Genomic DNA, 24,626 nt, shown 5'->3' with positions numbered 1-24,626 from the left:
GTTCTTGAGATTTCCCCCAAGGGAAGGTCTGCATGGCAGCTGTCTTGCGCCAGCCATGCGCGCGTCGCACACTGGGTGCAGCAAAAGCCAGGACATATAAAGAAAGAACGACAGTCAATGCAGCAAGATATTTTGATCAACTGGTCGCCGCAGGAAACGCGGGTGGCGATTGTCGAGAATGGTGCCGTGCAGGAGCTGCACATGGAGCGCCCTCTGGAGCGGGGACTCGTCGGCAATGTCTATCTGGGCAAGGTCTCGCGCGTGCTGCCCGGCATGCAGTCTGCCTTCATCGATATCGGCCTGGAGCGTGCTGCCTTTTTGCACGTGGCCGATGTCTGGCAGCGTCAGGAAAGCGGCGAAGCCCCGATGTTTGCGCGCAAGGACCAGCCGCTGATACCCATCGAAAAGCAGGTGTTCGAAGGCCAGTCCATCATGGTGCAGGTCATCAAGGACCCCATAGGGACCAAGGGCGCACGCCTGTCCACGCAGATCAGCATTGCCGGGCGCCTGCTGGTGTTTCTGCCGCAGGACGACCATATCGGCATCTCCCAGAAAATTCCCCAGAACGAACGCGATGCCTTGAGGGCCCGTCTACAGGAGCTGGTCGGCACCAAGGACGGCGGCGGGGGCGGCGGATTCATTCTGCGCACCAATGGCGAGGAATCCAGCGATGCCGAGCTGGCCGATGACATCCGCTATCTGCGCAAGACCTGGGCGCGCATCAAGGATACGGCACAGAAGCTTCCCGTCATGTCGGTGCTGCATCAGGATCTGAACCTGCTGCAACGTGTGCTGCGGGATCTGGTCGGCGAGAACACCCAGAGCATTCGCATCGATTCGCGCGAGCAGTTTGCGCTGCTCAAGAGCTTTGGCCAGGAGTACATGCCGGCGGCCGTGCCCAAACTGGCGCTGTACAAGGGCGAGCGGCCGATCTTCGACCTCTACAACATCGACGAGGAAATCGCGCGTGCGCTGGGACGGCGTGTGGATCTGAAGTCGGGCGGCTATCTGATCGTCGATCAGACCGAAGCCCTGACCACCATCGATGTCAACACGGGCGGCTATGTCGGTGCGCGCAATTTTGACGACACCATCTTCAAGACCAACCTGGAAGCGGCGCACGCCATCGCGCGTCAGTTGCGGCTGCGCAATCTGGGCGGCATCGTCATCGTGGACTTCATCGACATGGTGCGCGAGGAGCACCAGGGCGAGGTGCTCTCCGAATTCCGCCGCCAGCTGGCGCGCGACCGCGTCAAGACCATGGCCGGCGGCTTCTCGCAGCTGGGCCTGGTGGAGATGACGCGCAAGCGTACGCGCGAGTCGCTGGCCCATATGCTGTGCGAGCCCTGTGCAGCCTGCTCCGGCAAGGGCAACGTCAAGACCGCGCGCAGCATCTGCTACGAGGTGCTGCGCGAAATCCTGCGCGAAGCCCGTCAGTTCAATCCGCATGAGTTCCGCGTCGTGGCATCTCCCAAGGTAGTCGAGATGTTCCTCGACGAGGAAAGCCAGCATCTGGCCAGTCTTTCGGACTTCATCGGCAAGCCCATTTCGCTGCAGGCCGAGACTGCGATGGCGCAGGAACAATACGACATCGTGCTGCTGTGAGGATCGCTGCTGCGGCGTAGGCTGCCGACCACGCTGGCGCCGAGCCATCAAGCTGCGGCTTCAAACAAAACGAGGCGCCTTGGCGCCTCGTTTCATGTTCCCGTCGAATACCGGTGCCGTGGCTCAGTGCTTGGCTGCTGCCACAGCGATGGCTTCGCCATCTCGATCGGCGTAGGTCAGCCCCTTGGGGGCGACCAGCCAGTAAAAGAAGGCCCCCAGTCCTGCGGCAATGAACCAGGAAAATGCGGAGACGGACTGCAGATGGGGCACAAAGGCGAAGAGCAGCGAGATCAGGGCTGAGGGAATCAAGGCCTGAATGGCTCTGGGATTGATACCGTTGCGGTAGTGGTAGGGGCTGTTTGCATTCTGGGCGTACAGAGCCGGAACATCCACGCATTGCTTGCGGATCAGCCAGTAATCGGCCATGACGATGCCGAACAGCGGCCCGAGCAGAGAGCCCAGTCCACCAAGGAAATACACGATCACCACGGGCGAGCTGTACAGATTCCAGGGCAGGATGACAAAGCCCAGGATGGCGCTGACCAGGGCGGCCTTGCGGAAGTTGAGCTTTCTGGGCAGCAGATTGGTCAGAGCCAGTGCTGGGGCCACAAAGTTCGCCATCAGATTGACGGCAATGGTCAGGATGATGAGCGCGATACTGGCCAGGATCAGCAGGGGCTTGCTGGGAATCTTCTGGATGATGTCCACAGGGCTGTTGATGAGCGTGCCGTCGATGGAGAGCTGACCGCCGGTCAGGATCACCACGACCAGACCGAAGACCAGCATATTGATGGGAATGCCCCAGAAGTTGCCCTTGATCACGGCGCTGCGCGAAGTCGTGCCCCGCGTGAAGTCGCAGAAATTCAGCACGAAAGTGCCGTAGAGCGCCACCCATAGCGAGGCGGCGCCGAGAATCTGCACCCACTGCGAGCCACTGGCCTGCACCGAAGGTGCCGACCAGTGCAGCTGTCCGCCCGAGCTGTAGAGAATCCAGCCAGCCAGAGCGATAAAGGTCATGAAGATCACCGGACCCGCGAATGCCTCGTACTTGCGGATGCTCTCCATGCCCCAGCAGGCGATGACGACCTGCACCACCCAGAGCAGCGTGAAGCTGATCCAGCCCAGCAGCGGCAGACCAAGCAGGCTTTGCTCGGCCAGGGGCTGCCACTGCGGCAGCAGCATCAGCACCAGGACATCGAGGACCTTGGATGCCAGATAGGTCTGTATGCCAAACCAAGCGATGGCCACGCCGCCGCGTATCAAGGCCGGTATCTGTGCGCCGCGCGTGCCAAAGCTGATGCGGCTCATGACGGGAAAGGGGACGCCCGTCTTGCAGCCCATGAAGCCCGAGAGGTTCAGCAGCGCGAAAAGAAAGCTGGCCCCCAGAAGCAGCGCCGTCAGGATCTGCCCCCCGCTGAAGCCCAGGGTAAACAGGCCGATGGCAAAAGAGTAGTTGCCGAGGTTGTGCACATCGTTGACCCACAGGGTGAACAGGCTGTAGGCACCCCAGGACCGACCTTGCTTGGCGGTGGGCGCGAGGTCGGCGTTGTAGAGCGCTGGCGAGACTCCTGCTGGCAGGGTTTCATGCGGCTTGGCCGTTGCAGTGCTCTGACTGGGGGCGAAGTGGCCGCCTTCGTTGATTGCTAGGTCTCTCATTTATTGCCTTTGGTGGGGAGCAACCACTTGTCCGGGCGCGGGCTTTTCTCAGGCAATCGCTCCCGTCTCGCCCAGACAGCGTGGCATCGGCATGACCGCGCTAATGGGCAGCGGACATGCACTCCGATGCTTTGAAGATGAGAGGATTCAAGTCTCAAACTTGAATATCATCTTGTATACATCAGATAAGACGAAAAATGTATACAAGCCGATTCGGGCTCGAATTGGTGGGAACCCTCGGTCATTGGAGTGCCTACAAATAGTTCCGAATGCGCGTTCGGGGTGGCGCGCGGAGTTTGCAAATGCTGGCGCTGGCGCGTTTGTGCAGGGCCCGGGCGGCAGCGGGTTCGGGCAAGGTAAGCAACGGTAAACTGCAGGCTGGCGCAAAAGCCATGGCCTCTGTGCCATGGCTTGCGACCGGGCCCCGAAGCCGGTGATGGCTGCCTTGGCACCGGGCTGCACGCCCAGTCCTGTTGATTGAATGGAGAGCCATGCAGAAGGTAATGCTGTGATCACCAAGACCAAGATTGCGGAGCGTCTGATCGAGTCCATCCTGACGGGCAGATTGCGACCCGGCGTGAGGCTGGGCGAGCAGGACATCGCCGACATGTTTGAGGTCAGCCGCACCCTGGTGCGCGAAGCGCTGATCCAGCTGCAGGCGCGCGGCTTTGTCGAGGTGCGCTCGCGCGTGGGCTGGTATGTGGCCGAGCCCTCGTTCGAAGAAGCCCAGGAGACCTATGCCGCGCGGCGTGTGGTGGAGCCGGGCATGCTGCGCGATGCAGGCAGGCCGCTGCAATCTGCGCTCAAGCGTCTGCGCCAGCATATTGCGCAGGAGCAGGAGTCGATTGCTGCCGACGACGCCACTGCTCGCAGCTCGCTGCTTGCGGACTTTCATATCTGCCTGGCCGAATGCCTGGGCAATCGTTTTCTGTCCTCGATGATCGTCGATCTGTCGGCAAGGTCGATGCTGGCTGCGGCGCTGTATCACTCCAAGAGCGAGGCTCAGGTCTCCAATGACGATCATGCGGCCATCGTCGAGGCACTGGCCGAAGGTGATAACGCCAGGGCCGAGCAACTGATGATTGCGCATATCGACGCCCTGAAGTCGCGTCTGGACGAGGGGCTGGCCAGCAATGGGCGGGAGCGTGACCGCCTGCGCTCCATCCTGATTGCCGAGCAGACCGCGCCGGCGAAGTAGCCTTGCCGGGCCCGACTGGGAGCGCAGCAGCATGGCAGGAATTTGCCTTGCCAGGCAAAAGCGCCAGCCCTGGGAGATGTGCTGCTGACCTGGATCTTCAAAAAATATAGCGGCTGGCGCTTGATGGGCAAGCGTCAGCCGCTATCTTCATGGATGCTGTGATGGGGCGGGGCCTTGCCGCCCGGGATCAGAACTGCTCCATGGGCAATGCCATCACGCTGGCCGCGCCGTTGGTCACGGCATCGGCCTGGCCGGGCACCCGGGTCAGGATATGTTCGGCATAGAACTGTGCCGTGGCCAGCTTGGCCTGCATGAAGGCCGTGTCCTGGCCCTTGGCCAGCAGCTCCTGCGCAGCCAGCACCGAGCGGCCCAGCTGCCAGCCGGCGACCAGATTGCCGGTGAGCATCAGATAGGGGACGCTGCCTGCATAGGCCGCATTGGGGTCGGCCTTGGCCTTTGCCACGATGAAGTCCACCACCTGCACAAAGGCCTGACGGGCCTGGGCCAGATTCCTGGCAACGGCCTTGGCCGTGTCGGTGCCGCTGGCAGTAAGGGCGGCTTCGGTCTTCTCGATCTGGGCGGCAATCGCCTTGGCGGTCAGGCCGCCATCACGCGCGGTCTTGCGGCCGACCAGGTCATTGGCCTGGATGGCGGTCGTGCCCTCATAGATGGTCAGGATCTTGGCATCGCGGTAGTACTGGGCGGCGCCGGTTTCCTCGATGAAGCCCATGCCGCCATGCACCTGCACGCCCAGGCTGGTGACTTCCAGGCTCATTTCGGTGCTGTAGCCCTTGACCAGGGGCACCATGAATTCATAGAAGGTCTGGTTGGCCTGGCGCACTTCTGCGTCCGGATGGTGGTGAGCAGCATCGTAGGCGGCAGCGGCGGCGGTTGCCATGGCGCGGCAGCCCTCGTTGCTGGCGCGCATGGTCATCAGCATGCGGCGCACATCGGGGTGATGGATGATGGTGGCGCTGGCCTTGACCGAGCCGTCGACGGGGCGGCTTTGCACGCGTTCCTTGGCGTAGGCCGCGGCGTGCTGGTAGGCGCGCTCGGCGACGGCCAGGCCCTGCAGGCCCACGGCATAGCGCGCGGCGTTCATCATGATGAACATGTATTCGAGGCCGCGGTTTTCCTCGCCCACGAGGTAGCCGATGGCTCCCCCGTTGTCGCCAAATTGCAGCACGGCCGTGGGCGAGGCCTTGATGCCCATCTTGTGCTCGATGCTGACGCAGTGCACATCGTTGCGCTTGCCCAAGGAGCCGTCCTGGTTCACCAGGAACTTGGGCACGACAAACAGGCTGATCCCCTTGACGCCCTCGGGCGCCCCCGCCACGCGGGCCAGCACCAGGTGGACGATGTTGTCCGCCATATCGTGCTCACCATAGGTGATGAAAATCTTGGTGCCGAAGACCTTGTAGCTGCCGCCGCCCTGAGGCTCGGCCCTGGTGCGCACCAGGGCCAGGTCGGAGCCGGCCTGGGGCTCGGTCAGGTTCATAGTGCCGGTCCACTCGCCGGTGACCAGCTTTTCCAGGTAGCTGGACTTGAGCGCGTCGCTGCCTGCAGTCAGCAGCGCCTCGATGGCGCCGTCGGTCAGCAGCGGGCACAGCGCAAAGCTCAGGTTGGCGCTGTTGAGCATCTCGATACAGGCCGCGCCAATGGTCTTGGGCAGGCCCTGGCCGCCAAAGTCGGCTGGGTGCTGCAGGCCTTGCCAGCCGCCTTCGGCGTACTGCTTGAAGGCATCGGCAAAGCCGGGCGTGGTAGTGACGACGCCATCCTTGAAGGAAGAGGGATTGATGTCGCCGGGAACATTCAGGGGGGCGACCACGCCTTCGCAGAGCTTGGCGCATTCTTCGAGCACGGCCTGCGCGGTTTCCAGCCCCGCATCTTCAAAGCCGGGAATCTGGGCGACCTGCTCGATCTGGGCCAGATGCTCCATGTCGAACAGCATGTCTTTGATGGGCGCTTTGTAGGTCATCGTCTCTGTTTCCTTGAATGCTGGCCCGGCTGGCTGCCAGACCTGAGTTGTGCCTTGGATTGTTGGGGATGTTGCCTGCCACGGATGGCAGGGGCTTCCCTCGACTTCATGTCTGGCGCCTGGCAAGCATGTCAGGACCTCGCATTGGTTTGACGTTTACGTAAACGGAATGATTCTAGAGGCTGTGACGGGCTTGCCGCAGTCGCAGACGCGCAATATGGTGGCCAACGCTTGCGGCAAGCTTTCAATCAAATAGAAACTTTTAAGTTAACTTTTTTGACTTGGTATTTACCCGTGGTGTCGCGTAAAGACAAGAGGGCGGCGCTCTCGGGAAATGTCCTAGAGCCGAATTCCCATAAATTCAGTCCAGTCTGAATGGAGAAATACCGGAGATATGGCTTAAGTCATTGATTCGTATTGCTTCTGTTCGAGGTGAGGCAGTGTGCCGTATCACCTTTCGATTGGTATCTGACTGGGAGTTTGTATGGCTAAAGTAATCCGTTATCACGAAGTTGGCGGCCCCGAGGTGTTGCGACAGGAAGACATTGAAGTCGGCCAACCCGGTCCAGGTCAGGTTCGCCTCAAGCAAGGCGCTGTGGCCTTGAACTTTGCCGATACCTATTTCCGCTCCGGTCTGTATCCCGCTCCTTTGCCCGCAGGCGTGGGCAGCGAGGCTTGCGGCACGATCACGGCCGTGGGCGACGGCGTGACGGATTTCAAGGTCGGCGACCGCGTGACCTATACCGGCGCACTGAACACCATCGGCGCTTACGCCACGGAGCGCCTGATTTCTGCTGCCCCCCTGATCCGTCTGCCTGACAACATCAGCTTTGAAACCGCAGCAGCCATCACCATGCGCGGACTGACGGCGGCTTACCTGATGCGCCGCATCTGGGACTTCAAGAAGGGCGACACCATCTTGCTGCACGCTGCGGCCGGTGGCGTGGGCCTGCTGGTGTCGCAGTGGGCAAAGCTGGAAGGCCTGAATGTGATCGGCACGGTCTCCAGCGATGCCAAGGCCGCAGTGGCCAAGGCCAACGGCTGCGTTCACACCATCAACTACAGCCACGAAGACGTGGCCAAGCGCGTGCGTGAGCTGACAGACGGCGTGGGCGTGAATGCCGTCTTCGACAGCGTGGGCAAGGACACTTTCGAGGGCTCGCTCAACAGCCTGAAGGTGCGCGGGCTGATGGTCTGTCTGGGCACGGCCTCGGGCTCCATTGCGCCATTCAACCCGCAGATTCTGGCCGGCAAGGGCTCGCTTTTCCTGACCCGTCCCGCATCGGCGCATTACATCGCCGACCCCACGGAGCGTGCAGAGCTGGCCAACGAGCTGTTCGCCCATGTGGCCGAAGGTCGTATCAAGGTGGACATCAGCAAGCGCTATGCGTTGGAAGACGCCGTGCAGGCTCACCGCGATCTGGAAGCCCGCAAGATTGTGGGATCGGCCATCTTCACGCTCTGAGATACCGAAGGCAGCATGCGGGTATGAAAAGGGCTGAGCCATTCAGCCCTTTTTGCATCAACTCCGGTGACTGCCCAAAGAAATAAATGCCATGACTCAAAGCTCTGCTGCAACGACACTGCAGGTCGACTTTTCGCTGGACCTGATCTGCCCCTGGTGCTGGATCGGCCTGCGCAATCTGCTGGCCGCCCGTGAGATGCTGCTGGCCAGATATCCCGACCAGCAGCTTGCAATCCATTGGCATGCAGACACTCTGCTGCCCCATATCCCGGAGCATGGAGTGCCTTACCAGGCCTTCTATGAAGCCAGGCTGGGCGGTCCCAGGGCCGTGGAGGTTCGCCGTGCCCAGGTGCGCTCGGCGGCCCACGCGGCAGGCCTGCAGATCAATCATGCGCTGATTGAAACCTTCCCCAGCACGCGCCTGGTTTGTGCGTTGGTCAACTACGCCCAGACTCTGCTCGATGGCGAATCCATGATCCGCTTTGTGGAGTCCATCTTTGCCGCTTACTTTGTGCAGGGCCGCGATATAGGCTCGGTCATGGTGCTGCAGCAGCTGGCGCACTCGGCAGCACTGGACTGGAATCCCTCCCGCTTTGATGCGCTGCGCTACCAAAGCGAGGAGGGCCATACTGGCGGCGTGCCGCATATGGTGTTCAACCAGCGTCTGCAGGTGACGGGCGCGGTGGCGCCCGCAGAACTGCTGCGCGCCATGGAGCATGCCCGTGTTGCCGACAGCACCTTCGCCTGATACCGCATTGCTGGCCGCCGGCGCCGTGCGGGATTTGCCGCCGGGCGGGCGAAAGTTGGTCTTCACGCCTGGTGGCCAGAGCATCTTGCTGCTCAATGTCGAAGGCGAGTTCTATGCCTTGGACAACAGCTGCCCGCATGCGGGTGCCTCCATGGCCGGTGGCAGCTGCGATGCTCATGTGCTGAGCTGCCCCGCGCATGGACTCAAGTTCGATATCCGCAGCGGCCGGTGCACGGCATCGCCGCAGATGACGATTCCTCTCTACGAAGTTCTTGTCAGACAGGGGCTGCTCTGGCTCAAACCGCCTGACAACTGCTGCTGAACCATCGAGCGCTGATGTGCGATGAAGAAGGCCCGCGGATTATCTCTGCGGGCCTTTTTCTATGGTTTCAGGATTGATGTCCTCTGGCCGGAGACCGGAGAACGGAGAACGGCAACCGGCAACCAGCAGGCGCCGGTTGCCATGGATTGGGCTCAGAACGTGTGGCGAACGCCGATGTCAAAGCCCGAAGCATTGCCGCCTGCGACTGGAATCGGGCCTTGCAGCGCGCCCGTGGCCACCGGCAGGTTGATGCTGCCGCGATTGTCTACATAGGCATAGGTGCCGTAGAGTGCAGTGCGCTTGGAGAGGTTGTGCACATAGCCCACGGCGTACTTGTTGGAGCTGCTGCCGCTGTTGTCGTTGCGGCTCAGGCGCATGAAGCTCATGGGAATGTTGCCGTTGCCGACCTTCCAGATGGCACCCAGCTGCCAGTAGCGTACATGGTCGGCATTGTCCAGACCTGCCAGGCGGTTGCCGGTGCGGTGATCGGCAGCCAGAACCATGAGGCGGTGGCCCTCCCAGAGGTAGGAGGCGGCGGCATTGATCTGCCTGTAATCGTCGGCGGCACGGTTCTTGGTGGTTGTGATGGCGACGGCTGCATCCCAGTTATCGCCTCCATAACCCAGGCGTGCACCATAGACGCGGCCGTCCTGACGGTTGGGGCCGGCATCGTTTTCGCCGAATGCCGTCATCAATTGATAGAACAGTCCCTTGCAGCTCGAGCTGGAGCAGCCGGGCGAGAGGTAGCCAATGCTGTTCGACGCCCGAAAGCCCGTCACCGTCGTGCCGTGCAGCACATGCAGGCTCATGCCCACGCCCAGACGAAAGGGGTCGTAGTTGAACATGTTCCAGAAGGCGGGCACATAGTCGCGGCCCAGACGTACCTCGCCCCATTGCTTGCTCTGCAGATAGACCAGGGACTTGCGGTTGAAGCTCAGACCGCTGCCGCTGCCGGCCCCCGAAGGCTGGTTGTTGGTGTTGGAGGCCTGGCCGGTGCCGCTGTCGGTGTTGAGTCCCGCTTCCAGATCAAAGCCGGCTGCCAGACCGCTGCCGAGGTCTTCACGGCCCTTGAAGCCCAGGCGGCTGGCCTGATTGCCGCTGGAGGTCAGCATCTGGCGCGAGCCTGCGCCCGCGCCGCGGTAATTGGATACGGCCATATCCACCACGCCGTAGACCTGTACAGACGATTGTGCCGAGGCCGCCAGCGGCACCAACGTGCATGCCAGAGCGCCCAGCGTATTGAAAGCCATTTTTTTTGTAGTCATTCATGTCTCCTTGAACCGTTGAAAAAAGATGCCTGATGGCAAACCGACGAAAAACACAGCGGGGCAAGGCCGGGCCTGAGAATGGGTTGAAGGCGCAGGCAAGCCCCAGCTCGAATCCTGCAAAAGGGCTTGAGCCGGGCGCAGCCGCCCACGGTGCCAAGGGGGCACCGGGCAGAGGTCTTGAATCAGATAGGTAGTGGAGCCGCGTGAGAGCAACTGCTCAAGGACCCGGGGCTCAGTTTTCGGGCTTGTAGCCTATGGACTTGAGGAGAGCTGCCTGCTTGCGGCTGGCCTCTTTGAGGTCGGCTGTCATTTCTGCCGTGGTAAGCGGCTGGCCGGGCTCCATGCCCACCGTGGCGAGCTGTTTGAGCACGGACTCCTTGCGGAAATGTGCCAGCGCCACATCTCGCAGCTTTTGCTGGATGACGGCCGGGGTTTGTGGGTGGGACCACAGGGCGAACCAGCCGGATTTGGACAGCTGGGGGTAGCCCAGCTCGGTGAACGTCGGCACGTCGGGCAAAGTCTGCAGGCGGCTCGGGTAGACGACTGCCAGTGCCTTGATCTTGCCGCTGCGAATCAGGGGTAGCGAAGTAGTGACGCCATCGAACATCACCGGGATATGACCACCCATGAGGTCCACCAGAGCAGGGGGCGAGCCCTTGTAGCCCACATGGCGCATATTGATCTTGGCCAACTGGCCCAGCAGCATGCCCGAGGTGTGACCCTTCAGGCCCGTGGCGTAGGAGGCAAAGTCCACGCCGTCGCGTTGCTGCCTGGCGTAGCTGATGAATTCAGGCAGGGTCTGGAACGGCAGATCCTTGTTGGCGACCATGACCAGGCCGGTGCGTGTGAGCTGGGCCAGCGGAGTCAGGTCCTTGAACGGGTCGAAACTGACTTTCTGGGCCTGGGGTGCCTCGCTCAGTGCTCCGTCCTGAATCACCAAAAAGGTGTAGCCGCTTTTGCCATGGGACTTGAGGTCCTGGATGCCGATGGCCCCCGAGGCACCGGGCTTGGACTCCACGATCACGGGCTGTTTGAGCTCTTGCTGCATACCCTCTGCCAGCAGACGGGCCAGTGTGTCGGCCGTGCCGCCGGCAGGCCCGGTGACGATCAGGCGTATGGGCTTGGTCGGCCAGTCCGCGGTCTGCTCGGCCTGTGCGGGCAAGGCCAGGCTGGCGGCCACGGCCATGACGGCCAGGCCTAATGTCCGGCGCAGTGCGCTGGCTGTCGCGGTGCGAGAGTCTGCCGTGTGCACTGAATTGCGCGAGGCGGGTGTCGTTGCCTTCATTGCTTGTCTCCTTCAATGGGGAGATCTGGCTCCCCATCTGCGCGCACCTTTTATATATTGTGGGTGGCTGCGCATTCATCGTGATGGTTGTCGGGCGGCTCAGGCCGTTGGCTCGGGCTGTCGGGCCTCGATCCGAGCCTGCAAATCCTCGATCAGCTGTTTTGCCTGCGGCCAGGGGCCGTGGCCCGAGGCCGGGTTCAGGTGGCCCTGGGGGCCCAGCTCCACCAGCTCGCTTCCCCAGTCGCGCGCAAAGCCGCGCGCGCGCTCCAACTGGGTCAGCGGGTCATTGCTGCTGGCTGCCAGCAGTGTGGGAAACGGCAGGCGCTGGCGCGGGATGGGCGTCCAGCCGTTGGCTGCCAGCACTTCCTTGGTGGGGTAGCCGGCAGGCATCTGGGTTTCCACATCGGCGGGGGCAGCAAGCAAGGCTCCGAGAATGGGACGGGCTCGGCGCAGCGCCCAGTGCGCGACCATCATGCAGCCGGCGCTGTGCGCCACGATGATGACGGGGCCGTCGATGCTGTCCAGTGCACGGTCGATCGCGTCCAGGCGGGCCTGGCAGCTGAGCTTGTCCTGCTCCAGCGGTGGCACGGTGACGCAGGGGATGGACTGAGCAGTCAGCTCCTTGGCCAGCAGCGTCTGCCAGTGCTCTTGCACATGGTCGCGCAGGCCGGGGATGATGAGAATCGTGTGGTTCAAGGTCATCTTCTGTCTCCTGGCTCAGTCCGTGGGGCCGCCGATGATGGCGGTGCGTTCCATCTTGCGGTGGCAGGGCTGGTAGTCCATCACTGCGTAGTGCTGGGTGGAGCGGTTGTCCCAGAAGGCTACGCTGTTCTTGCTCCATTTGAAGCGCACCTGGTACTCGGGAATCATGGCCTGGCTGGTCAGGTAATTGAGCAGCTGCGAGGAGCCGGGCGATTTGTCCAGGCCGAAGCGCACATTGGCAGGTGTGTTGTAGTTGGTGAAATGGGTGGTGAAGCTGCTGTTGACGAACAGAATCTTCTCGCCGGTTTCGGGGTGGATGCGCACCACGGGGTGCTCGGCGTCGGGGTATTGGGCCTTGAGTGCCAGGCGTTTTTCGATGGGCATGACGGCACCAAAGCTCGCTTCGATGCTGTGGCGGGCACGCAGATGCTCGATCTTGACCTTGATGTCGGCTGGCAGATTCTCATAGGCCATCACCATGTTCACCCACATGGTGTCGCCGCCCACGGGCGGGCACTCAACGCAGCGCAGCACGCAGCCCATGGGGGGCTGCTCGCGCCAGGTGGCGTCGGTGTGCCAGGAGTTTTCGTTGCGGTCCAGAGGGCTGTCGGGGGTCTTGTAAATCTGCACCAGGCCAGGGTGCTCGGGGTGGCTGCCCACCACCGGGTGGTCTTCCAGTTCGCCAAACTTGCGTGCAAACGCCACATGCTCGGCGCGCGTGATGTCCTGGTCGCGGAAAAAGATCACGCGGTGCCTGAGCAGCGCCTGGCGGATCTCTGCCATCAGGCCTTCGTCCTCGGCGGCCGCACCCAGATGAACGTTGGACAGCTCCGCACCGATGGAGCAGGTCAGAGGATTGACTTCCACAGAGCGGGTCAAAGAGCTGGAGCGGATAAGGGCGGGTGCTGCGCCAACCTCGTTTTTCATGGGGAAGTCTCCTTATAGAATCAATGTCGCCAGTGTGAAAACTCCCCTCGATCGGCGCTTGTCATTACATGACTGGTGCTTTGCAATTAGTGCCAAGTTAGTGAAACCCCATGGCCTCTCTCGTTCGCGCAGCCTGCTTGACCAATTACGCCGAAGTCGCCCAGGCTTCGGGGCTGAATGGCGCGCGCATGCTGCTCGATGCCGGCCTGAGCCCCGGTGTGCTCGACGAGCCGGATCTGATGATCCCGGTGGACAAGGTGGGGCGTTTGCTGCAGGCCTCGGCCACGCAGTCGGGCAATGAGAGCTTCGGTCTGTGCATGGCGCGCTCGCGCCTGCTGTCCAATATGGGCCCGGTGGGCCTGCTGATTCGCGATCAGGCTACGCTGCGCGATTCGCTGAACCTGCTGGTGCGTCATCTGGCCCTGCTCAATGGCGCCATGACGCTGGAGCTGGACGAGCAGGCCGAGACGGTGCTGATCCGTGAGCTGTTGCTGGCCGGCCGTGCCCATGAGCCTACGCGCCAGCGCGTGGAGCTGGCGCTGGGCGTGATGGTGCGCGCCATTCGGCAGCTCATCGGGCGTGACTGGCAGCCTCGCATGGTGTGTTTCGAGCATGCCGCGCCCAAGGACCTGAGCATGCATCACCTGATGTTCGGCCCGCGCGTGGAGTTCAATCAAGAGTTCAACTGCATTGTTTGCGTCAAGGCCGATCTCGATACGCGCAACGAGTTTGCCGACCCTGCCATGGTGCGCTATGCCCAGAAGCTGCTGGAGTCCGTGGCGCCCATGAGCGAGGATACGGTGCTGGACGATGTGCGCCGCACCATCTTGCTGCTGTTGCCCAGCGGCCGCTGCAGCATTGAGAAGGTCAGCGAGCACCTGGGTGTGGTGCCACGCACCATTCAGCGCCGGCTGACGGAAAAGGGGCAGAGCTTTTCCTCGCTGATGAACGATATCCGCAAGGAGCTGGCCGTGCGCTATGTGTTCGAGAGCAACCGCTCTCTGACCGAGGTGGCCGAGCTGCTGGGCTTTACGGCCCCCAGCAGTTTTTCGCGCTGGTATCAGAGCCAGTTTGGCTGCAGTGCCAAGGACAGCCGTGCCAAGGCACAGACCGAAGGCACAGGCGGCGCATAAAAAAGCGGGCCGCAAAGGCCCGCCAAACACACTACCAAAGTGCCGCCCCTGGGAGAGGGCGGCTACGCCAGCGTCCTTCAGTTGCTGGCGATTCTGAGCTTGCTCAGAATTTTGCGGTTCTGCTCCACCGTGTTCAGCATTTTTTGTTGCAGCTCCGTCATCGTGCTGGGCTGGGGTGCGTCAAAGCCCTGGGTTTTGAGCTGCGCCTGGAACTTGGCGGATTGAGTCACCTTGTCCATTTCCTGGCGCACCTTCTGGATCAGGGCCGGGGGGGTGCTGCTCAGCACGAACAGTCCCACACTGGCATCGGGCAGCACAAAGTCGGGCATGTTCTGCTCGGCAAAGCTGGGCACATCGGGCAGCAGCCGCGAGCGGTTGGGCGAGACCACGCCCAGGGCCTTGATCTTGCCGGCCTTGACCAGCGGGGCTGCATTGGTCACCACTTCAAAGGTCAGTTGTACCTGGTTGCCGATCAGATCGACGATGGCAGGGGCCGAGCCCTTGTAGGGCACGGCGGTGATCTTGCCGCCGCTTTTCTCGCTCAGCAGCTCGCCCAGCATGTCGGAGCGAGTGCCGGGGCTCAGGTTGGCGATATTGATCGGGCTGGAGCTCTTTTTTGCATAGTCCAGCACCTCCTGAATCCTGTTGGGGGGAAAGCTGTTGTTGGCTACCAGCATATGCACCATGGAGGCCACATCCGAGACATAGGTGAATGTCTTGTGCACGTCAAACGGCGTCTTCACGGTGAGTGGAAAGTCGGTCCAGATGCTGGAGGGCGCAATCATCAGCGTGTGCCAGTCGGCAGGTGCATTCATCACGGCGCGCTCGGCAATCACGGCCGATCCGCCGGGTTTGTTGTCGACGACCACGGGCTGGCCCAGATTGGTCTGCAGATGATCGGCCACCAGGCGCGCCACACCATCGGTGATGCCACCTGGAGGCGCAGGAACGACGAGGCGGATGGGTTTGGCGGGCCAGGCAGGTGCTGGGGTCTGGGCCTGTGCGGCGGTGCTGGCCATGACGCCGACGCAAAAAAATGCGGCGCAGGAGCGCAGGGTTCGAGGAATGTTTCGCATGTGTTGCTCCCTAAATGGAGTTGCTCAGATGGCGCTGGCAGGAGAGTCTGTGACCCTCATCGTCAAGAACGTAGGCATTCAGCGCCTGTCTTGCAGCGGCGTTATCGGCGCTGGCTTGCAAGACGCGAATCACTGGCATCACTTGCGGTCCGGGTGGTCCAGCAAAATTCACAGCGGTTGTCATTGATGTCTCCTGTCGTTTTTTCATGGGGGCAGACATTCGGCATGACGCCGATCTCTGTCTCGCAGGGGGCAGACCCAACGAATAGGTGATCCGCTGAAGCTGCCGGCATGTCCCTGCGCTCTTGTGCTCGGGGTGTAGGAATGCACCAATTCATGATGGAGGCCCGCAAGTGCGCTGACTTGGCGTTTCATGCCTGCGACTTCGCATTTGATGACTGCAGTAATCCGCACTTACCCGATGTAGGGCTGCAGCCTGCATGGCTCAGGGCGTGCTTGAGGCGCGGTATGGGCGCCTTGCAATCGGAGCCGCCAGGGGGAGATGGCTGGTTGCCGATGCAGCGCAGCACTCGCCTGGACTTTGCAGCGCATGCAGCAATTTCGTCTCTCTGCTGCCTGCCCCCAATCGCCTTCAGGCATGGTTTGCCGGTGTTGTCGCGTTTGAGAAAGCGCGTGTCTTGAAATGCAAAGTGGCATCTCGCACGGCATTTGATACTGGCCTCACGCATCGGCAATGGCCTGAAATCGGCTGATGCAGTTTGTCCAGACACTGATTTCTCGCACTCAAACCGGAGACAACAACCATGAACTTTCTCGACGGTCACCTGTATCCCGAAAACCAGCAGCCGCTGATCATCACTGCGGCTCCCTATGCACCGGGCTGGATTCCCTCGGACTTCCCCGAGGACATCCCCATCACCATGCAAGAGCAGATTCAGAAGGCCGTGGACTGCTATGAGGCCGGCGCCACCGTGCTGCATCTGCATGTGCGTGAAGACGATGGCAAGGGCAGCAAGCGTCTGTCCAAGTTCAACGAGTTGATCGCCGGTGTGCGTGAGCGTGTGCCCGAGATGATCATTCAGGTCGGCGGCTCCATCAGCTTTGCACCTGAAGGCCCGGACGGCCAAGCCAAGTGGCTCTCCGACGATACCCGCCATATGCTGGCCGAGCTGACACCCGTGCCCGATCAGGTGACGGTGACCGTCAACACCACGCAGATGAACGTGACCGAGCATGCCGGCGAAGACGACTTCCGAGGTGTCTCGCGCGGCTTCCCGCATCTGCACAAGACCTACAAGGACATGATTGTTCCTTCGAACCCCAGCTTCGTCGAAGAACATATCCGCCGCCTGTCCGAAAAGGGCATCCAGAGCGCCTTCCAGGTCTACAACATCAACAGCTTTGAGACCATCGAGCGCATGATCCGCCGCGGCGTCTACAAGGGCCCGCTGGTCATGAACTGGGTCGCCATCAGCGGCGGCATGGACCAGGCCAATATCTACAACCTGGCCAACATGCTGCGCGCCGTGCCCGACAACGCCATCGTGACGGTGGAGAGCTCGGTGCTGAACGTGCTGCCCATCAACATGATCGGCATGGCCCTGGGTCTGCATGTGCGCTGCGGTATCGAAGACGTGCTGTGGAATCAGACCCGCACCGGCAAGATGAGCACTGTGGAGCAGATCAAGCAGCTGGTGCGCATTGCGGGCGAGTTCGGTCGCCCGATTGCCACGGCCCAGCAGGCCCGCGAGATCAAGCAGATCGGCGTGTTCTACGAAACCGCCGACGAAACCCTGGCCAGGAACGGCTTCGCGCCCAACCGCAAGGGCGCCAACCAGGGCTTTTTGCGCAAGCCCATGGATGCTGTGGCCTGAGTCTCGAAGCCCGGATGACTGGGCCCGGCTCATCGGCCAAGGGGTAGCCGCTGTGCGCTTGTCACGCTTGCCTGGTGGATGCGTGGCCAGGCGCCTGCCCCCGCCGACTTCCTTGAGAAGTCGGCTTTTTTATTTCTCTGGATTCAAGCCCGCAGATACAGGTCTTCGCCGCGCACGTTGCGCTCCTGCAGGATTTCACCGGCCGCCTGCAGCTCATCCAGATGCTGGGAGATGCTGCGCGTCTCGGCCCCCTGTACCCAGGGCGCATCAAAGCCTTGCGGGTAGAGCAGGCGCTGCTCCACCATCTGCGAGAGCGTCAGGGGCCGCTGCCTCAGCCATTCGAGAATGCGTGCACCGCGCTCGTCAATGACCGCAGCAAAGCGCTTGAGGTCTCGCAGAAACGTCTCGCGCTCGGTGTAAATGCCCTTGTGGTGAGAAGTCACCCAGATCTTGGCCTCGATCTCCGGCAGCCGCGCCAGGCTGCGGCGAAAGTCCGCCAGACAGGAGCAGGCGTCGCCGTAATAGGGACCGAAGCCCGTCAGGTCGATATCGCCGATAAAGGCAACCCCTTCGGGCTCGATCAGCAGCACGCTGTGGCCCACCGTATGGCCCGGCATATGAATGGCGCGAATCTGCGACTGCCCCAGCTCCCAGACGGCTCCATCTTCGTAGCCCCTGGCATCGGGTCTGGGGGCGTAGAAGAATTCGCTCTCCAGCTTGCTGCGCATGCTGTCGGCTTGCGCCGAATCGGCCCAGCCAAAGGTGGCAAGCAGCCCTTGCCAGCTTTGCAACGCCGCCAGATCGCCTGCGTGAGCAAAGACCTGCGCGTCCGGTAGGCGGTGCAGGCCAGCCATATGGTCCTCGTGCACATGACCCATCACCACCAGCTCGGTGGCATCGAACTCGGCCCCGATATGGTTGGCAACGATAGGCGTATCCAGCGCTGCCAGCGTATCGCTGCCGCCAATCACGATCTGGTTGCCGTCCGGATACTTGCCACCCTTGGCGCCGCGAAACACCGTCACGCGGCCAAACTGGTGGCGCTGTATGTCTGTCTGGGCTGTGTCGATGGGATGCATCATGGTCTGAGTGGAGAAAAGTGAAGCCGGCATCTGCGAAGATTAAGACCTTGGATGTATTTGCGCTGTCACCACAGCGCTTTGAAAGACGAGTCGGAGATGACCCAACAAGACAAACAGGCTCAGGAAAGCCATCTGATCGAGCACTCCATCAAAAGCGAGCTGGTGCATCAGGGCAGTTTTCTGCAAGTCAGGCTCGATACCGTGCGCCTGCCCCATGGCGGTCAGGCCACGCGCGAGTATGTGGTGCACCCCGGCGCCGTGGTGGTGATAGGCCTGCTCGACGATGGCCGCGTGCTGCTGGAGCGGCAGTTTCGCTACCCCGTGGGCCGGGTCATGACGGAGTTTCCTGCGGGCAAGCTCGATGCGGGCGAGCAGCCGCTGATCTGCGCCCAGCGCGAGCTGCTGGAGGAGACCGGCTACAGCGCGCGTGAATGGGCCTATGCCGGCCCCATGCATCTGGCGATCGGCTACTCCGACGAAGTCATTCACATCTTCTTTGCACGCGGCCTGACCGCGGGCGAGCGCCAGCTCGATGCCGACGAGTTTCTCGATGTCTGCAGCATGACACCTGCCGAGTTGCTGGACGGCGTGCGTGGCGGCCATGTCACCGATGCCAAGACCTTGAGCTGCTGTCTGTGGCTGCAGAATGTGCAAAGCGGTGCCTGGTCTCTGGAGTGGAAGCCGGCTTGATTTTTTGATAGCTGCTTGCGCACGTTGAATATGGGTTTCAGCTATAAAATTGCCTGAAATTCATGTCGCTCGGGCGCTGGCTGCTTCCTTTTCGGGATTGCCTGATGCCCATCAGTGTTTGTCGCCGGGTGATGGCAGGCGCTGCATGACCTTCCTATAAACTGCTGCCATGCACCATGGCGTATCGCCTCTATTTGAGGGTTGCAGTCTGAAGCGGTGTTCAGGAGTGTTTCATGGAATCGTCAGAGCTTGAGGATGACAGCGTTTTCGAGAGTGCGGCCGAGCTGTTCAAAGCCATGGCTGCGCCCATGCGGCTGAAGATCATCAGCGCGCTGTGCAACGGAGAGAAAAACGTCTCCGAGCTGCTGGCTTCCATAGACACGACCCAGCCCAATATGTCTCAGCACCTGAACACGCTGTACCAGTCCGGCATTCTGGGCCGCAGGCGTGAAGGGGTCAGCATCTACTACTTCATCGCCAACGAGAAGGTCGTCCATATGTGCCGCACCATCTGCGTGCAGATGGCCATCGAACAGAACTGATGGCTTGAGCCCCAAAAGAAGAAAAGGCGCACCAGGCGCCTTTTTTCATGGCCGTATGCGCCTCAGGGCTTGAGATAGACAAAGCCCTCTTTGGCCTGCAGGCGTGCGACTTCGGCCACACCGGAGGGGACGACCGAGGCTTCCATCAGCAGGCTTGAGGCATCGAGCTTGCGCGTTTGCAGCGTGTTGTTGCAGACCTTGAACTCCACGCCGCGCCCCACCAGTGCGCTGACCTGGCCGCTGAACTCGCGGCCCTTGCTGTCCTTGGCATTGCTGAGCAAAAAGTCTATGCCGGGCCCATGGGTGACCACCACGATCTTGTCCGTGGGCGAGGCATTGAGTTCGTTATTGATATTGGCGAGTATGGCGGCTGCCGTTTCCACGCCGGTGTTGACGTGATAGACCACTTTCACATCCTGAGCGGCGGCGATCGCCGTACACAGGGCAAAGCTCAGGGCAACAAGTTGGCGCTTCATCGAAGGTCTCCTGTGGGGTCTGTAGGCATCAGGGAAGATGCTGCTGGTTAAATATTGCCACTTGCTTATATTAACGATGACGCAAACATTCAAAAATAGGGCAAGCGCTAGTGGCGACATTAGTGGCGGCATTCATGCATGACGCGCTGCCCATGCAAGGGAGACAAAGCCATGACAAGCTGGGCAGGGGCTGCGCTGAGGAGCTTTGTGTGGGCAGCGATCGCAGCGACAGGGGCAGCGGCTGCGCACGAGGCCGCACATGAGGGAGCACATGAGGCAGCACATGAGGAGGCTCCCGCGCTGAACGGTCCCGTGGCGGGCACTCCCGTGGCGGGCACCCCCGTGGCGGGCACCCCCGTGGCGACCAGTGCGCCCGTGATGGAGCTGCAACAGGTGGCGGCCAATGTGTTTTTTGTGCAGGGCGTATCGGCGCTGGGCAGTGCGGCCAATCGCAACTTCATCTCCAATGCCGGCTTTGTCATCACCCATGACAGCGTGGTCGTGATCGATGCGCTGGGCTCGCCCGCACTGGCCGAGGAGCTGGTGCAGAAAATCCGGACGCTGACGCCCAAGCCCATCAGCCATGTGCTGCTGACCCACTATCACGCCGACCACATCTATGGCCTGCAGGTGTTCGAGGCCCTGGGCGCGAAGATCGTCGCCCATGCCCAGGCGCGTGAATACATCAATTCAGAAACCGCGCATCTGCGGCTTGAGGCTTCGCGCAAGGACCTGGCGCCCTGGGTCGACCAGGGCACGCGCCTGGTGCCGGCGAGTCAATGGGTGGCAGGCGACAGCTCCACGCTGAAGGTGGGGGGCGTGGACTTTGTGCTGCAGCATATGGGGCCCTCGCATACGCCGGAGGATACGGCCATCTTCCTGCCGCAAAGCGGTGTGCTGTTCATTGGCGATGTGGTGTTTCGCAACCGCATTCCCTATGTGGGCCAGGCCGACAGCCGCCACTGGATTGCGGCGCTGGACGAGCTGCTCAAGCTGCCCGTGAAGGTCATGGTGCCGGGCCACGGTCCGGCCTCCGAGCAGCCGCGCCGGGACATGCAGCTGACGCGTGACTATCTGCACTATCTGCGCGAGGCCATGGGCAAGGCCGCAGCCAATCTCGACCCGTTTGACGAGGCCTACCAGGCGACGGACTGGTCCAGGTTCTCGGCCTACCCGCTGTTCAAGGAAGCCAATCGCATGAATGCCTACAACACCTTCTTGCTGATGGAGCAGGAAAAGCCGTGACGGCCTTGGCCCGCTTCTTTGATGCCCGCAGAAGACTGTGCTTGCAGCTGCTGCTGGCGGGCGCGGCCCCTGCGTGGGCGGCGCTCGATGCCTCAGAGCGCCTGCTGCCCACCAGCCAGAGTCTGCATAGTGACCTGGCCTTGGCGCTGGCCCACAAGCAGCCGCTGGTGGTGATGGCAAGCCTGCATGGCTGCCCGTTCTGCAAGATCGTGCGCGAGCATTACCTGCTGCCGCTGCAGCAGTCTGGAGCTTTGGTGACCCAGATTCATTTTCTGTCGCCCGAGCCGTTGCGGGACTGGAATGGCGCGGCGACCACGCATGGCGGCATGGTCAGGCAACTGGAGATCGAGGTCGCTCCCTCCGTGCTTTTTTATGGGGCAGGACGGCGGGAAGTGGCTGAACGCCTGATTGGTAGCTCCATCCCCGACTTCTATGGCGCTTATCTGGATGAGCGCATGAAGACGGCCCGCGCGGCGGTGCAGGGGCGTTGAGCCTCGTTATTCCTGTTCGGGAATAACGAGGGTTAGCGCGGGATTTCAAATTGGGCATCCTGGTCGATACTATAAATAACAACATGCTTATATATAAATATAAGGAGACCGAGCGATGAAGACTTCATCCTGGCTGGGTGGCTTGACGGTGCTGCTGGGGCTGGCTGCTCCTGCACTGGCGCAGGCAGATCAGGCGCTGGCGCAGAAGAACGCCTGCATGGCCTGCCATGCGACGGACAAGAAACTGGTAGGCCCGGCGTTCCAGGACGTGGCCAGGAAATATGCGGCTCAGGCCGATGCACAGGCCTATCTGGCCAAAAGCATCAAGGCCGGCGGCTCCGGCAAATGGGGGCCGGTGCCCATGCCCGCCCAGCCCGCACTCAGCGATGCCGACACCCAGACACTGGCGGCCTGGATTCTCAAGGATTCCAAATGAAACAGGCGTGTTGCGCTGCCCCAGTAAGCGCCACCAGCGATCAAAGAGAGAGCTTATGCAAAGCCAGTTGATGGGCAAGGTGCGCAAGGCACCCGAGAACTTTGTGCGGGCGGACGATGTCGGCACCGTGTTTGCCGAAGCCAGGGCAGGTCGGCGTGACTTCATTCGCGGGGCTTTCGCAGCCGCGGCAGCCGGCGCTTCAGCCGTCCATGCGCAGGGCCGGCAGGCCGTGAGCGGCGAGGGAGACCCGAATATTCTGGAGCTGCCTGCGCACAGCAAGGGCCTGGGTCAGCCGGTGGTCACCGACGGCTACGGCAAGCCTTCCAGATACGAGGCCAATGTGCAGCGCCGCCAGAGCCCGGGGCTGACCCAGACCAAGCAGGCTTCGGTATCGTTTGCACCGCTGCAGTCGCTGTTCGGCATCGTCACGCCCAGCGGTCTGCATTTCGAGCGTCACCACCAGGGCTGGTGGGACATCGACCCCTCCAAGCACAGGCTGATGATCAACGGTCTGGTGAAGAGCCCCAAGGTCTTCACCATGGACGAGATCATGCGTCTGCCTTCGGTGTCGCGTTTTCATTTCATCGAATGCGGCGCCAACACCGGCATGGAGTGGGGCAATGTGGCCGTGCCCACGGTGCAGTACACGCACGGCATGCTGTCGTGCAGCGAGTTCACGGGCGTGCCCCTGATCACCTTGCTGGAGATGGCCGGCGCCGATCTGAAGAAAGGCCGTTTCATCCTGGCCGAGGGGGCGGACGGCTCCTCGATGACGCGCACCATTCCCGTGGAGCTGATCACTTCGGGCGAGGTGCTGCTCGCCTACGGCCAGAACGGCGAGATGCTGCGGCCCGAGCAGGGCTATCCGCTGCGCCTGGTGGTGCCGGGCGTGCAGGGCGTGAGCTGGGTGAAATACCTGCGCCGCATCGAAGTGGGCGACATGCCTTATGCGGCCAAGGACGAGGCCATCCACTATGTGGACCTGATGCCCGACGGACAGCACCGCCAGTACTCCAGCATCCAGGAGTGCAAGAGCGTGGTCACCACGCCGTCCGGCGGGCAGATGCTGCTGGACAAGGGCTTCTACAACATCACGGGCCTGGCCTGGTCGGGGCGCGGCAAGGTCAGGCGCGTGGATGTGAGCGTGGACGGCGGTCGCAACTGGCGCACGGCCCGGCTCGAAGGGCCGGTGATGGACAAGTGCCTGACGCGCTTTCATCTGGACTGGGTCTGGAATGGCGAGGAATGCATCATCCAGAGCCGTGCCATGGACGAGACGGGCTATGTGCAGCCCAGCAACCAGCAGCTGCGCGCCGCGCGCGGCACGCGCTCCATCTATCACAACAATTCCATCCAGTCCTGGGCGGTACGAGCCAACGGGGAGGTCGCCAATGTTCAGCTTGCGTAAACCGTTGGCGCTGCTGGCGCTGCTGTTGGTCATGGGCGTGACTGCCGGGCCCGCTGCGGCGCAGGGCAAGTCTGGCGAAGACCGCTATCCCGGCGTGGGCCGCAATGCCACGGGCAAGGAGGTTCTGGCCTGGGATATCGATGTGCGCCCGGATTTCAAGGGGCTGCCCCCAGGCTTGGGGTCCGTGCAAAAAGGCATGGATGTGTGGGAGGCCAAGTGCGCGTCCTGCCACGGGGTGTTCGGCGAATCCAACGAGGTGTTCAGCCCGCTGATCGGCGGCACCACGGCCGAGGACATCAGGACTGGCCATGTGGCGCGGCTCAAGGATCCGGCCTTTCCGGGGCGCACAACCCTGATGAAGGTGGCCACGGTCTCCACGCTGTGGGATTACATCAACCGTGCCATGCCCTGGAATGCGCCCAAGTCGCTGTCCACCGAAGAGGTGTATGCCGTCACCGCCTATCTGCTCAACCTCGGCGGCGTGGTGCCCGAGAACTTCACGCTCAGCGAGAAGAACATTGCCGAGGTACAGCAGAAACTGCCCAACCGCAACGGCATGACGACTCGGCATGCGCTGTGGCCCGGCAATGAGTTCGGCAAGAGCGCTAGGCCCGATGTGCAGGCCGCTGCCTGCATGAGCAACTGCGGCCCCGAGCCCAGGCTGCGCTCGGCCTTGCCCGAGCATGCCAGCAACAACCACGGCAATCTGGCCCAGCAAAACCGGCTGGTCGGTGCCCAGCGCGGCATCGCCACCGATGGCGGGGCCAGCAAGGCCGCCCAGCCCGCGGCCGCCGGGAAATCGGGCAGCGCGGCACCGACGGCTTTGCTGGAGAAGAACGCCTGCATGGCCTGCCATGGCATGGCGCAAAAACTCGTCGGCCCGGCCTTCAGCGACATTGCCGGCAAGCATGGCGGCCAGCCGGACTATCTGGCAAACAAGATCAGGGGCGGAGGCTCCGGCGTCTGGGGATCAACACCCATGCCGCCCCAGCCCAATCTCAGCGATGCTGATGCCAGGGTGATTGCCCAGTGGCTGGCGGCGGGCGCCAAGCCCTGAT

At 62.0% G+C, this 24,626-nt stretch carries 23 protein-coding genes; 14 read left to right on the top strand and 9 right to left on the bottom strand.

Annotated features, from left to right (window positions below):
* The first annotated feature begins 117 nt into the window (after nucleotides 1-117).
* Nucleotides 118-1,605: a ribonuclease G gene (gene rng / locus P353_RS09245; protein WP_003053901.1), complete on the top strand. Its 1,488-nt coding sequence runs from the start codon at nucleotides 118-120 to the stop codon at nucleotides 1,603-1,605.
* A 123-nt stretch (nucleotides 1,606-1,728) separates the two neighbouring features.
* On the opposite strand, the gene P353_RS09240 is transcribed toward rng, so the two are convergent.
* Nucleotides 1,729-3,261, bottom strand: coding sequence for an NCS1 family nucleobase:cation symporter-1 (locus tag P353_RS09240; RefSeq protein ID WP_034368296.1), 1,533 nt, complete (start codon nucleotides 3,259-3,261; stop codon nucleotides 1,729-1,731).
* A gap of 508 nt (nucleotides 3,262-3,769) precedes the next feature.
* On the opposite strand from P353_RS09240, the gene P353_RS09235 reads away from it, so the two are divergent.
* On the top strand, nucleotides 3,770-4,459 hold the full coding sequence (locus tag P353_RS09235; RefSeq protein ID WP_232776371.1) for a GntR family transcriptional regulator: 690 nt from the start codon (nucleotides 3,770-3,772) through the stop codon (nucleotides 4,457-4,459).
* A 187-nt stretch (nucleotides 4,460-4,646) separates the two neighbouring features.
* Here the strand turns inward: P353_RS09235 and P353_RS09230 are convergent, their stop codons facing one another.
* The gene (locus tag P353_RS09230; protein WP_034368290.1) at nucleotides 4,647-6,437 is read right to left on the bottom strand and encodes an acyl-CoA dehydrogenase; all 1,791 of its coding nucleotides are present in this window, start codon (nucleotides 6,435-6,437) and stop codon (nucleotides 4,647-4,649) included.
* Between the two features lie 484 nt (nucleotides 6,438-6,921).
* Here P353_RS09230 and P353_RS09225 point away from each other — a divergent pair, with 484 nt between their 5' ends.
* The 3 genes from P353_RS09225 (at nucleotide 6,922) to P353_RS09215 (ending at nucleotide 8,972) form a co-directional block, all read left to right on the top strand.
* A complete protein-coding gene (locus P353_RS09225) occupies nucleotides 6,922-7,902 on the top strand; it encodes a quinone oxidoreductase family protein (protein ID WP_034368287.1) in 981 nt (326 codons plus the stop codon).
* Between the two features lie 91 nt (nucleotides 7,903-7,993).
* On the top strand, nucleotides 7,994-8,650 hold the full coding sequence (locus P353_RS09220) for a DsbA family protein (RefSeq protein ID WP_034368283.1): 657 nt from the start codon (nucleotides 7,994-7,996) through the stop codon (nucleotides 8,648-8,650).
* Nucleotides 8,619-8,972, top strand: a complete 354-nt coding sequence (locus P353_RS09215) for a Rieske (2Fe-2S) protein (RefSeq protein ID WP_052084808.1) — start codon at nucleotides 8,619-8,621, stop codon at nucleotides 8,970-8,972. Before P353_RS09220 ends, P353_RS09215 begins: the two co-directional genes overlap by 32 nt.
* A 152-nt stretch (nucleotides 8,973-9,124) precedes the next feature.
* Here the strand turns inward: P353_RS09215 and P353_RS09210 are convergent, their stop codons facing one another.
* The 4 genes from P353_RS09210 to P353_RS09195 form a co-directional block, all read right to left on the bottom strand.
* Nucleotides 9,125-10,237: a porin gene (locus tag P353_RS09210; protein WP_232776370.1), complete on the bottom strand. Its 1,113-nt coding sequence runs from the start codon at nucleotides 10,235-10,237 to the stop codon at nucleotides 9,125-9,127.
* A 235-nt stretch (nucleotides 10,238-10,472) separates the two neighbouring features.
* Nucleotides 10,473-11,525 (bottom strand): Bug family tripartite tricarboxylate transporter substrate binding protein, encoded by a 1,053-nt coding sequence (locus P353_RS09205; RefSeq protein ID WP_034368272.1) that lies wholly within the window; start codon nucleotides 11,523-11,525, stop codon nucleotides 10,473-10,475.
* A 99-nt stretch (nucleotides 11,526-11,624) separates the two neighbouring features.
* The gene (locus tag P353_RS09200; protein WP_034368268.1) at nucleotides 11,625-12,227 is read right to left on the bottom strand and encodes an RBBP9/YdeN family alpha/beta hydrolase; all 603 of its coding nucleotides are present in this window, start codon (nucleotides 12,225-12,227) and stop codon (nucleotides 11,625-11,627) included.
* A gap of 15 nt (nucleotides 12,228-12,242) precedes the next feature.
* Nucleotides 12,243-13,154, bottom strand: coding sequence for a TauD/TfdA dioxygenase family protein (locus tag P353_RS09195; RefSeq protein WP_052084807.1), 912 nt, complete (start codon nucleotides 13,152-13,154; stop codon nucleotides 12,243-12,245).
* A 110-nt stretch (nucleotides 13,155-13,264) separates the two neighbouring features.
* Here P353_RS09195 and P353_RS09190 point away from each other — a divergent pair, with 110 nt between their 5' ends.
* A complete protein-coding gene (locus tag P353_RS09190; RefSeq protein WP_034368266.1) occupies nucleotides 13,265-14,287 on the top strand; it encodes an AraC family transcriptional regulator in 1,023 nt (340 codons plus the stop codon).
* A gap of 77 nt (nucleotides 14,288-14,364) precedes the next feature.
* Here the strand turns inward: P353_RS09190 and P353_RS09185 are convergent, their stop codons facing one another.
* The gene (locus P353_RS09185) at nucleotides 14,365-15,363 is read right to left on the bottom strand and encodes a Bug family tripartite tricarboxylate transporter substrate binding protein (RefSeq protein WP_232776368.1); all 999 of its coding nucleotides are present in this window, start codon (nucleotides 15,361-15,363) and stop codon (nucleotides 14,365-14,367) included.
* A gap of 764 nt (nucleotides 15,364-16,127) precedes the next feature.
* Between P353_RS09185 and P353_RS09180 the strand changes: the two genes are divergently transcribed.
* Nucleotides 16,128-17,198, top strand: coding sequence for a 3-keto-5-aminohexanoate cleavage protein (locus P353_RS09180; RefSeq protein WP_003053922.1), 1,071 nt, complete (start codon nucleotides 16,128-16,130; stop codon nucleotides 17,196-17,198).
* A gap of 143 nt (nucleotides 17,199-17,341) precedes the next feature.
* Here P353_RS09180 and P353_RS09175 read toward each other — a convergent pair whose 3' ends face one another.
* Entirely contained in the window at nucleotides 17,342-18,280 is a 939-nt protein-coding gene (locus P353_RS09175; RefSeq protein ID WP_034368371.1) for an MBL fold metallo-hydrolase, read from the bottom strand.
* A gap of 96 nt (nucleotides 18,281-18,376) precedes the next feature.
* Between P353_RS09175 and P353_RS09170 the strand changes: the two genes are divergently transcribed.
* A complete protein-coding gene (locus P353_RS09170; RefSeq protein WP_034368260.1) occupies nucleotides 18,377-18,970 on the top strand; it encodes an NUDIX domain-containing protein in 594 nt (197 codons plus the stop codon).
* Between the two features lie 233 nt (nucleotides 18,971-19,203).
* On the top strand, nucleotides 19,204-19,512 hold the full coding sequence (locus P353_RS09165) for an ArsR/SmtB family transcription factor (protein WP_034368257.1): 309 nt from the start codon (nucleotides 19,204-19,206) through the stop codon (nucleotides 19,510-19,512).
* Nucleotides 19,513-19,574: 62 nt separating this feature from the next.
* On the opposite strand, the gene P353_RS09160 is transcribed toward P353_RS09165, so the two are convergent.
* Nucleotides 19,575-19,988 carry a DsrE family protein gene (locus P353_RS09160; protein WP_003053926.1) on the bottom strand — a complete coding sequence of 138 codons (414 nt, stop codon included), beginning with the start codon at nucleotides 19,986-19,988 and terminating at the stop codon, nucleotides 19,575-19,577.
* Nucleotides 19,989-20,159: 171 nt separating this feature from the next.
* Here P353_RS09160 and P353_RS09155 point away from each other — a divergent pair, with 171 nt between their 5' ends.
* From P353_RS09155 to P353_RS09135, 5 genes are all read left to right on the top strand, one after another.
* Complete coding sequence (locus P353_RS09155; RefSeq protein ID WP_034368254.1) at nucleotides 20,160-21,233, top strand: MBL fold metallo-hydrolase; 1,074 nt, start codon at nucleotides 20,160-20,162, stop codon at nucleotides 21,231-21,233.
* Entirely contained in the window at nucleotides 21,230-21,724 is a 495-nt protein-coding gene (locus tag P353_RS09150; protein WP_034368251.1) for a hypothetical protein, read from the top strand. Before P353_RS09155 ends, P353_RS09150 begins: the two co-directional genes overlap by 4 nt.
* Nucleotides 21,725-21,839: 115 nt before the next feature.
* Nucleotides 21,840-22,160 (top strand): c-type cytochrome, encoded by a 321-nt coding sequence (locus tag P353_RS09145; RefSeq protein ID WP_034368248.1) that lies wholly within the window; start codon nucleotides 21,840-21,842, stop codon nucleotides 22,158-22,160.
* 55 nt (nucleotides 22,161-22,215) lie between these two features.
* The gene (soxC, locus tag P353_RS09140; RefSeq protein WP_034368247.1) at nucleotides 22,216-23,568 is read left to right on the top strand and encodes a sulfite dehydrogenase; all 1,353 of its coding nucleotides are present in this window, start codon (nucleotides 22,216-22,218) and stop codon (nucleotides 23,566-23,568) included.
* Nucleotides 23,552-24,625, top strand: a complete 1,074-nt coding sequence (locus tag P353_RS09135; RefSeq protein WP_034368244.1) for a c-type cytochrome — start codon at nucleotides 23,552-23,554, stop codon at nucleotides 24,623-24,625. Before soxC ends, P353_RS09135 begins: the two co-directional genes overlap by 17 nt.
* The last annotated feature ends 1 nt before the right edge of the window (nucleotide 24,626 follow it).

It is taken from the genome of Comamonas testosteroni, from assembly GCF_000761245.1.
Taxonomy (GTDB): Bacteria; Pseudomonadota; Gammaproteobacteria; order Burkholderiales; family Burkholderiaceae_C; genus Comamonas; species Comamonas testosteroni_C.
This window is presented reverse-complemented; position numbering and strand designations above follow the sequence as displayed.